This window comes from Agriterribacter sp. (genome assembly GCF_035497235.1).
Lineage (GTDB): Bacteria > Bacteroidota > Bacteroidia > Chitinophagales > Chitinophagaceae > Agriterribacter.
This window is the reverse complement of the sequence record NZ_DATJEB010000046.1, coordinates 1-10,019: the sequence shown is the minus strand read 5'-3', so window position 1 is coordinate 10,019 and position 10,019 is coordinate 1. Positions and strand designations below refer to the sequence as shown.

The following is a 10,019-nucleotide window of genomic DNA, read 5'->3' as shown; positions in this document are numbered from 1 at the left end:
TTAGCTTGTCTTCATCCATATTCTGGCTGCGCCTCACTATGCCCAGGCGGCTGCTGCCATAGAAGTGATGCTCCGAAAGGTTCAAAGTGCCAGATGAAGCGTTGGCGGCATTGTTCACCTCGTAGGTGGCCAGCACATTGCTCCCGCATGTATGCGGGACAGGCTCTGTGCATCGCGCACATACCAGCGGTGGTTGTAATAGGCAGTGCCTCCACTACCGTGGCGCACCGTTTCGCCTGTCTTGTTACCGGAAGGATCGTAATAATAATGAATGAACCGGCTGGTTACTCCTGCCAATGCCCGCTTTTCTACCTCCACTACCTTGCCGTAAACGTTCCAGCTTATATTGTCATCACCCATCCATTCACTGCTCTTTAAATTACCAATGGCATCGTAGCTATAATTGCCCGCTGCCTGGTCTTTGATGTCTACCGCAGGGGCATAATTGTTGGAGTGTGCGGTGCTGCCTGCATTGCGGTCTCTTATATGATCTAAACGGTTGGTACTCCCGGTATAAAAATAAGTGAGGCTGTCCATCAGCGGGTTGGCGGTCAGGTGCCCGTTGCGCAGCACCGTTTTGATATTGCCGTTGCCATCGTATTTATACCGTTCCTGGTACAGGTTGCTGATGGCCAGCGTTGCCCATTGGTTGGTACCGTCAAGTCCGCGGTACATATCCATTGCTACCAGCCGGTTAAGCTGGTCGTATTTGTAATTGTACAATTGGTTCACATAGCGCAGGGGTATACTATGCCCCATGCTGCTGATGTTGCCGTTGTACAGGGGCCGGTAAGCAAGGTTGGCATGCAGGCCGGGTTCGGCAAAGGGAAGCCTTGCCGTATTGATGGGATCGTAATCGCCATAAAAATAATGTAGTGTAAAGCTGTAGGCATCGAGGGCAACCCCGGGGTTTAAGCCGGTAGCATCGCCGCCCATATCGTAGGTGGTTGACGCATTGCTGCTGTTGATGCCTTTGAGCCAGCCCTGCAGCGTATAGGCATAGTCTACACCCTGTACCTGCCGCTGCCCCAACACCATCCGTGCCAGCGGGCCGTGCCGGTAGTAAGCATAAAAAGCTTCATGCTCTTCGAGCTCCTGCTGGTGAAGGAAGATTTTATTATCGGTGGTATATACATCCGTCAGCCGGTTTTCGGCATCGTATTCGTAGCGGTGGTAAAACTGGGGGCTATCAGCTTTCAGCTATGAGCCATCAGCTTTGGCGTAGGGTATAGGAAGTAAGGTATAGGGTTGTGAGGTTGATGTACTAAGCTGTAATGCCGCTATTAAGCTTTTGTTGCCACAGTTTATCCCGTACTGTAGTCGGGACTCGCTTGTACGTCTATAATTCTATTCAACAACTTTGCCGGTTTAGTTTCTGGTTAATAACTGAAACGAATAACCGAAAATAAACAGACGTGGAAATTAGTTGCATTACCGCAGCGTGCCTGGCTTGCCCACAAAGCCCGGGAGGACACACTGCGGAGAAGGAAAACGGGGCATTTTATCCTTTCCTTTTGCATTCATTTTTGCTTCTTTTTCTATAAAGTCATCAAATTGTTTCCGGATAAAAACATTTAAACTATAGCTAAGCTATCACAGTATTCAATTATGGCTTATGTCCGGAGTTCCGAACAGCTTACTATAGAAAGTTCGTGGAAGTTGCACTGTAGAGATGGTTAAGTTAAAATACTGACTTGTGTTAGAATAAGTAAGTTGACTACCACTATTATCCATTCTCCTTGTTGAGCGGGGGTTATCTACAAATTTGTTAATGATTGGAATATCCTTGGTTAAATAGCCTGATCCAAAGCTTGTAACATTAAATATTTCAATTCGAATTTGATCATCATCTATTTTAGTAATTTTTGTAGCCGCAGAGCCAAGAAAATGCTCTAAGCTTGTTAATCCTGAATTTACATCTACATTAATCTCACCACGTAAATCCATTCCCCATTTATAAACACCATCAATATAATTATTCTTAGCCCAATCAACAAGGGTTTCACCTACTACTATAGAATTCTTCAGGTTAGTAGCAAATTTTCCATTCTCTGGGAAAACAATATTTTCTGGTCCTTTACCCCAAACAAAGTTCCCAAGTAAATAATTAACCAGCTCCTTTTCATTTGAAAATGCCGATTCATTAATTGCAAATTGGCTATTTTCATTGACTACATTATTGTTGCCATTATCATTGCCAAAAAACTTATTGCGATCTACTTTTCTCGAATAATTTCCCAATGAGGTATTTTTGAATTTATCAGAATACTTCGCATCACCTCCTGATATTTGGTAAGCTTTATCGACAGCCCATATTTTCCCCTTATATTCATGTTGATCCGGTTCTGCAGGTTCCAAACCATCGAGGTCGACAAATTTAATAGGGCTATTCCCTGCAAATTGGTAAGGTGTATAATATGGATACTTCCTCGTCAGCGGGTCAACACTCAAAAACCTCTGCACAACTTTTTTATAATATTCAAAGAACTTCTCTTACACCATCCAAATTTAACTGTTTCGCTTTTCAGTTGAACTTTCATTTGAAAACAAAAAGTGGTTGATTGCTGTTATTTACCGGTATGCATAACTGTTCTGCATAGTCCATCACCAACCCTGGAACACCCCCACATTGTTATTTTCTCAGGACATCAGAACAAACGCCGTGAAGTTTGATGCTATAGTCACTAAAAAAAATTTCTTGAACGTTATTTATAAAGTAGTTTGCTGTTGCATTCTCATCAAAGGGCCAATGGGCGGTTAAGTAGAGAAAAAATGTGCTCCAATTCACACTATCAATTTCATGCAAATTGAATCTAGTAACCACTTTCTCTAATTCCGTACTGTTTTCGAAATTTAATCGTAAAGTATAATTATGATTACCTGGGAATGGCTCTTTTTGATAAAAAGCACAAACCTTCCTAATCGGAATTAAATGATTATCTACAAATACTTCCATTGATATCATCTCTTATACAGATTTATCGTGGGTACTTCCCCTATTTGTTTTTTAATAATTGTAGATTTTATATTTAGCGGAATACCAGTTTCTTTAAAAAAATCATCCGAAATATTTTCAAGTGTTCTCAAGACCCAATCATCATTCAAACTCTTACTATTTATTTTAATCATAATATCTAGATCTGAAGTCGGTAAAGGACCACGCCCCCTAAATGTACTGCCAGCTCTCGAACCAAACGCTTCAACACTCGACACCAAATAATTATCTCCTTTTCTTAAGTTTGCCAGCCTAGCTATAACACGTTCCAGTGAGGTTTTCTGAACTCCAATAAGACTTGGAATTGTCGATCTAACTGTCTGAGACAACAGTCCTTTAGTTAATTGTCCAAGCCCAATAAAACTTTCAACATTGATCGGCGAAAATTCTGCCCTTCCCGAAGAATTGGCAGCCTGGGTCATTGACACATTATACGCCTGGCTTAAAAATCTCTTAACCTCTTTTTCAGATAACCCTGAGCTGATAAACTGCCCAAGCTTTGTATTAGCTACGTTTGCTTTTTCTTCATCGCTCCAATTCTTTCCGATCCCCGGTGTTTTATACATATCTGCATAGCCAGCTAAATCAGCCGAAATAGGCCATACCAACCGCTTATAATCTTCTCCTTCATACCACCCCGACTTAGTACCATATTCGTTTGACCCTTTATGCCAGAACCAGGTCTTACTAACCGTTTCCGAAAACGGGCCTTTTGTGCTTGAAACTGTTGCATGTGTAGTTTGAGCTTGATGTTCTTCATTACCTCTATTAGTAGGCATCTCTTCCAAACCATCTAAATCCGTTGCCCATATTGGCTTATTCCCTGCGAACTGGTACGGAGTATACCATGGATACTTACTTGTCAGTGGGTCAACACTCAAAAACCTGCCCACCAGCGGATCATACAACCGGTTGCCATAGTGAGCTTCGTACTCGTCTTAGCAACCTATAGGGTTATTACTATTTCATCGTACTCTAAACTTGGATTTAAAACTCTATTCTCATTAAGCCAGTTATTTTTTCCTACTTTACATCCTGCCGCCACAACATAGTAATTGGCGTCATCTGTTGTTATCTGAAAAACATTATAGCCAAAATCGCTTTTGAATTTATCAATTTTTTGAGGAATACTATCCACAAGTTTTCGAATTTTAATCCCTCTAAATAAATTGGGCAATTCTATATAGGCTATCCCCCAAAATTCAATATCAATATTATACCCCTTCGTTTCCTCATCTTCATCATTTGTGCTTCTCAATATTAAGATTGAATGACTTACCGTGTAAATCCAAATTTGGAAAATTCTTATTGAATTAAAAAACATAGTTAAAATGGTTTTGGTACAACTTGATAGCTGCCGTTAATAAATTTGTAAAATGTTGTTCTTTGCAATGCACCTGGAGTATTATAAATTGTATGTAACTCCCAATTAGTAATATTTCCTAAAGTTGGGGAAACAGGATTATTGCTGTATTTCAAGTATTTCCATCTTGTAAAATCTGTCAAATTAAAATGTAGATTATTAGTAGTATTTTTTATTGCCCCTTCAATTTCATTAGGCTTAAATCCACCACTTGTAAATTGCCTGTAATTTTTAAACCCAACAGCTGCAGAAAATTCATCAAGATTTTTTCCTAAACCAAATGCAAGATTTTCCCCTCCCTTAGCGGCAACATTTGACATTAATCCCTTTACTAATTGTCCAAGTCCAATAATACTTTCAACATTAATCGGAGAAAACTCTACCCTCCCCGAAGAGTTGGTAGCCTGGGTCATTGAAACATTGTATGCCTGACTCAGTAAACCCTTAACCTCCTTTTCAGATAATCCCGAACTTAAAAACTGACCTAACTTTGTGTTTGCTACATTGGCTTTTTCATCATCACTCCAGTTCTTACCTATACCCGAAGAGCGATACATGTCCGCATAACCCGCTAAATCAGTTGCTATCGGCCATATTACATTTTTATAATCTTTCTCTTCGTACCAATCTGCTTTTGTTCCATATTCTTTTGAACCGCTATGCCAAAACCAGTCTTTCTTTACAATTTCTTTGAAGGGGCCTTTTGTGCTCTGTACGTCACCAGATCTGGGCTGCATTTCCCCTTCTCTTGATCCATTGTTTGTTGGCTTTTCTTCCAGCCCATCCAAATCAACTGCCCAAATCGGCTTATTCCCCGCGAACTGATAAGGTGTATACCAGGGATACTTGCTCGTCAGCGGGTCAACACTCAAAAACCTGCCCACCAGCGGGTCGTACATGCGGAACCCATAATCCAGGGCATTACCTGCACCCTTAAACTCATTGTCGTACTCCTTACCATTGAACCCGTATCGGTAACGCGAAAGGAAGCTGAAATTACGCCCCAGCATCACCATGCCAAAAGGCGTGTAGTCTGCTGCCGTTACCATGTCAAAATCATAAATGCCGATCATGGACGGGTCACCGGACTTAGGCCTGCCCGCTTTTTTGTCGCTTAGTACCGTAAGTACATTACCCAGGTGGTTGGTCAGTTCAAAGAGCTTATTACCTCTGGTAAAGTTAAGTAAATATGTGTCTCCCAAATTGGTTTCGTCAACCGCCGTTAGCTTGTCTGCATCAACGTCCTGGTCGCGATTGATAATCCCCAAGCGGCGGCTGCCGTAAAGGTGGTGCTCCCTGAGCTTCAGTGTACCGGCAGAAGCGCTGGCGGCATTGTTCACCTCATAGGTGGCCAGTACATTCCCTTGAGCATCCCGCACATACCAGCGGTGGTTGTAATAGGCAGTGCCTCCACTACCGTGGCGCACCGTTTCACCTGCCTTATTGCCCGATGGATCGTAATAGTAATGAAGAAAACGACTGGTCACTCCCGCCAGCGCCCGCTTTTCTACTTCCACTACCTTGCCGTAAACATTCCAGCTTATATCGTCATCCCCCATCCATTCACTGCTCTTCAGGTTACCAATGGCATCGTAGCTGTAATTGCCTGCTGCCTGGTCTTTGATGTCTACCGCAGGGGCGTAGTTGTTGGAGTGTGCAGTGCTGCCTGCATTGCGGTCTCTTATATGATCCAAACGGTTGGTGCCACCGGTATAAAAATAAGTGAGGCTGTCCATCAGCGGGTTGGCAGTCAGGTTGCTGTTCCAGATTGTCGTCACTGGTCTGGCTGTGCTGCAATCCCTTTGCAATAAGACCAGCGCCAGGACAGGGTTTGTTGCGCTAATGCTTACCAACAGCATACTCATCATCAAAAGTTTTTGCATATAGGACTGCTTTTTATATTGCTCTGTTTCGGTTGTTGGTATGCTTTGCACATTGCCCACCCGACATACACAACAACGGCACGGCTGCAGGAACAGTCGAGTAGGCAAGGGCATTACAGCCCAAGCCGCTCAAAGAACCGTACGTGAAAGTCTCCCTTCATACGGCTCGTGTTATCCAATCAAGCTTTTATTCCAATCTTCCAATGATAAAACAGCAATGGGTTTTCGGCTTGCAACAACCTGTATTTATTATACAACCGTTTCTTGCCACGTATCTTATATGTGTTCTTCATCCATTTACGGATTCGTTCATTCAAATAGTAAAATACTCCATGTGCTTCATCCTTGTTAAACCTCGTGTAGTAATTGATCCAGCCTCGTATTTTTGGATTTAGCGTTTTTGCAAACCATTCTAAGGTTTGGGTACTCCACTGGGTCCGTAACACTTCTTTGATTGCTGCTTTGATGCTTGCTTTTGCATTATTGCAGATGGCTGCACTAAACACTACCAAGCGTTTTGCCCTGCCAAACTTATCCTTCACCGTCCTTGGCTGGAAACTATAACTTAGAAAAGTAAAGCTTTCATTTTCATGCCTGTCATGGCGCTGATAATTTTTGCAATACACAATCTTCGTCTTTTCAGGATGCAGCGTTAATTCAAAATCCTGCATTCTTACCTTTAGTGCTTCCAGCATCCGTTCCGCTTCTTCTTTACTGTTGCAGTGGATAACGATATCATCTGCATAGCGTTCAAAAAGACACTGCTTATGTGTTTCATCCATCCACTTATCAAAGGCATGATGCAGGTAAATGTTAGCCAGCAATGGACTAATCACTCCACCTTGCGGTGTACCCTTCGTCCTTGCTGTTATGCTGCCATCTTCTTGCTCTACCCCTGCTTTCAGCCATCTTTCTACATACATCAGTATCCACTTCTCCTGCGTATGCTGCCCAAGCAAGGCTAACAATATACTGTGACTGATGTTATCAAAGAACCCTTTTATATCTACATCTAACACCCATGCCTTCTGAATACAGTTAGCCTGGCATTGACAAAGCGCATCATGGGCACTTCTGCCGGGTCTGTATCCAAATGAGCTATTGTGAAAGACTGCATCCACTGAGGGTTCCAGATAATCTTTTACTACTCCCTGCGCTATGCGGTCACTTACCGTTGGTATGCCCAATGGTCTTAAACCACCTTGCTTCTTTGGAATAAATACCGTTCGTACAGGTGGTGGAAAATAGCTGCCTGATGCCATGCGGTTATAAATCTTGTACAGGTTCTTACTCATGTTGGCATCGAACATTTCAATGCTTTCACGATCTATGCCTGCACCTCCTTGCTTTGACACCGTTTTTAAGTAGCTATCATATACCATCCTTTTACTTACCGGCAATGATTTTGTCTTTTCTTCTTTCATCATTCTCTGTCTTTGATTCAGAGTTGTTTAAGAATAATTTGACTTAGATAACCGAAGCCCTTCGCTCCATTTCCATTACAGAAACTTCTTCGCTACTACGGCTTCGTCCAACGCTCCCGTTTGCTTCTCCTGCCTAAAGCAAGATTGAGTTGCAGTATGAACTGTAGAATATTTATTGAACAGTCTCGCGCCAAAGGCGCGATTTCTGCAAAGCTTCTTAGCACATCAATCGGAAAGCCTCTCACGTTCCGTATAAAAGCCTGTGTAAAGCTCCTGCCGCCTTAATGCCGGTTGTTCTGTAGCCGGTAAACAGATAACTGCTACAGTCTTCGTATCAATCGTTGGGAACCGATACTTTTAACAACGAGGGGCCGTTTCGACATGTCTTCGGTCGGTTCACTTTCGTTCAGCTTCTTTACACTTACCTGATGCCTTTGCAGACACCTTTTGCCTGAACGTTCAGCACCGCAACTTTTGATTACAGCACCTTCAGGTGGTTTGCATACCCCGTCTGTACAGCGTATGCGGCAGACCTACTACCATCTTTTATACAGCATTGAAAAGAACTATCTATTCTATCCATTCGTGACACACCCAACAACGGCGGGAGGCTAAAAAAATTGCGGACGCTTTTGAGGTAAGTCTGGATTACCTGGTAGGAGAAGGTGTAAACAGCAAGTTTGATAAAAAGACCGTAAAACGGCTGCAGGATATTGAAAAGCTCGACCCCGCCGATAAGGAACACGTTTTCGCTATGCTGGATGCGTTCCTCGCTAAAAACAAATTACAGGCTATCCTTAAATAAAAAAGCCCGCATTTGCGGGCTTTGGTATCTACATTTCAACTAAAAGGTATTTTTGTAAAACAGTCGGCAACTCGCCTGATGTATTCGTTCGGACGAATTCACTAATGCTAAAATGAAAATCATATACAGCTTTTTCAAAATCTGCAAATATCGTTTCTAACACTGTTGATGAAAAAGAAGCAACAATTTTTAATTGCTCTCCCTGCCTTGAAAACTCTAATGTTTCAGCATTTTCTGTAAACTCAAAATATTCCTTAGCGGTATTTTTTGCTTTTAGACTACTAACAATCATTTGCAAACAATAGGCAAAGTCTAACAATGGTATCCATTCCCATTCCATTTCAATCTCTGCATCAGACGAAATTAAAGACACATTACCCAATAAAAAATTATATCGGATTTCTTCATCAGAGATATACTCAAGTTCTTCGGGCTGCTCTATTATTATTTTATACTCTATTCTAAACATTGTAATACTTTTTAAAATGGGAACGCAGTAATAACATTTCCGTTTGTTCCAATAACAACTCTCAAACTTGATGCAGGTGCACCACTTGAAGTTGTGCCAATTACTCTTCCAAAATTGTATTCTGCTATTGTTCCGGCACGCCCCATTGTATTAGCCCGGAAAGCACCTTGTGTTGTCGTAGTGTTAATCATACTCTTTAAACCCGCCCCGGTTGTCCCTTCCGCAAATTTCCCTGCACCTTTAGCGCCACTCGTAAACCAATGGCGAGCAACTATATGGTCTAACCCTTTTTGGGTTAAATTAGCTGCTCCGGGCTTTAGTAATAATTGACTTCCCCCCTTAGCGGCGTTGGCACCAGTAGCTCCTCCCTTTAACGCTGGAGCCATGGCTGATAATCCTAAACCTGTGCCAATCGACATCGCACTCCAACCTGCATCTGTTGGAGAATCGTACATTTTAAAAAGTGATTTCTCCCCGTTTACTTGAATGTCCGCCATCATCGCTTGATCATTCGCGAGCGACTCAAACGATGCTGATCTGGAGTGCCTACCTTCGCCATACTCCAGATACGATGTTACGATTGTTTCTCCGGCAGCATTGACCTCAACATTTGCTCTTCTTACTGACCATTCGCCATATTCATTCTTTGATATTTTCCCTCCTTCATGACTAAGCCAGTAACCGAAAGCTCTCAACCAGGAACTAAACCCCCCATCGGGATCAACCCCGGTTATGGGGTTATTGCCCATGCTCACATAAGGAGAGTGGAACTGACCTTTTGGATCCACGCTCAGCCATCTTGCGATCTTAGCGTCGTACATCCTGAGCTCGAACGCGTTCCAGTCCGTCTCGGGATCTTTCTCCGCATACTGTCCCTGGTAGCCGTAGCGGTAATCATTGGTGCCCGTGGTTTGCGGGGTGATCACCATACCGTAAGGATAATAATCATTGTACAGCCTTACCTGCAGTGTAGTGCCATTCTTTGCTACCACAGCTCTCACATTACCCAAATGATCTGTTAACTGGTAAGCATAGGTGGTTGAAGGACGGTAGTATATACCTATTCTTCCGCTGCCCCCG

General features: G+C 42.7%; 9 protein-coding genes and 1 pseudogene. 1 reads left to right on the top strand and 9 read right to left on the bottom strand.

Features of this window, described 5'->3' with window-relative positions:
* Positions 1-114 precede the first annotated feature (114 nt).
* Positions 115-1,038, bottom strand: coding sequence for a hypothetical protein (locus VL121_RS16035; protein WP_325407177.1), 924 nt, complete (start codon positions 1,036-1,038; stop codon positions 115-117).
* A 42-nt stretch (positions 1,039-1,080) separates the two neighbouring features.
* On the opposite strand from VL121_RS16035, the gene VL121_RS16030 reads away from it, so the two are divergent.
* Entirely contained in the window at positions 1,081-1,206 is a 126-nt protein-coding gene (locus tag VL121_RS16030) for a hypothetical protein (RefSeq protein WP_325407176.1), read from the top strand.
* Positions 1,207-1,602: 396 nt separating this feature from the next.
* Here the strand turns inward: VL121_RS16030 and VL121_RS16025 are convergent, their stop codons facing one another.
* The 8 genes and pseudogenes from VL121_RS16025 to VL121_RS15990 form a co-directional block, all read right to left on the bottom strand.
* Complete coding sequence (locus VL121_RS16025; RefSeq protein ID WP_325407175.1) at positions 1,603-2,451, bottom strand: hypothetical protein; 849 nt, start codon at positions 2,449-2,451, stop codon at positions 1,603-1,605.
* Between the two features lie 181 nt (positions 2,452-2,632).
* On the bottom strand, positions 2,633-2,956 hold the full coding sequence (locus tag VL121_RS16020; protein WP_325407173.1) for a hypothetical protein: 324 nt from the start codon (positions 2,954-2,956) through the stop codon (positions 2,633-2,635).
* 5 nt (positions 2,957-2,961) lie between these two features.
* Positions 2,962-3,906: pseudogene (locus tag VL121_RS16015) on the bottom strand (hypothetical protein); the annotation flags it as partial.
* 35 nt (positions 3,907-3,941) lie between these two features.
* A complete protein-coding gene (locus VL121_RS16010; RefSeq protein WP_325407171.1) occupies positions 3,942-4,253 on the bottom strand; it encodes a hypothetical protein in 312 nt (103 codons plus the stop codon).
* Between the two features lie 68 nt (positions 4,254-4,321).
* Positions 4,322-6,241: an RHS repeat domain-containing protein gene (locus VL121_RS16005; protein ID WP_325407169.1), complete on the bottom strand. Its 1,920-nt coding sequence runs from the start codon at positions 6,239-6,241 to the stop codon at positions 4,322-4,324.
* A 179-nt stretch (positions 6,242-6,420) separates the two neighbouring features.
* Positions 6,421-7,668 carry a group II intron reverse transcriptase/maturase gene (ltrA, locus tag VL121_RS16000; RefSeq protein WP_325407167.1) on the bottom strand — a complete coding sequence of 416 codons (1,248 nt, stop codon included), beginning with the start codon at positions 7,666-7,668 and terminating at the stop codon, positions 6,421-6,423.
* 830 nt (positions 7,669-8,498) lie between these two features.
* The gene (locus VL121_RS15995) at positions 8,499-8,939 is read right to left on the bottom strand and encodes a hypothetical protein (protein ID WP_325407166.1); all 441 of its coding nucleotides are present in this window, start codon (positions 8,937-8,939) and stop codon (positions 8,499-8,501) included.
* An 11-nt stretch (positions 8,940-8,950) separates the two neighbouring features.
* Positions 8,951-10,019, bottom strand: a 1,069-nt coding sequence (locus VL121_RS15990; protein WP_325407164.1) for an RHS repeat-associated core domain-containing protein, incomplete at its 5' end; no start/stop codon positions are given.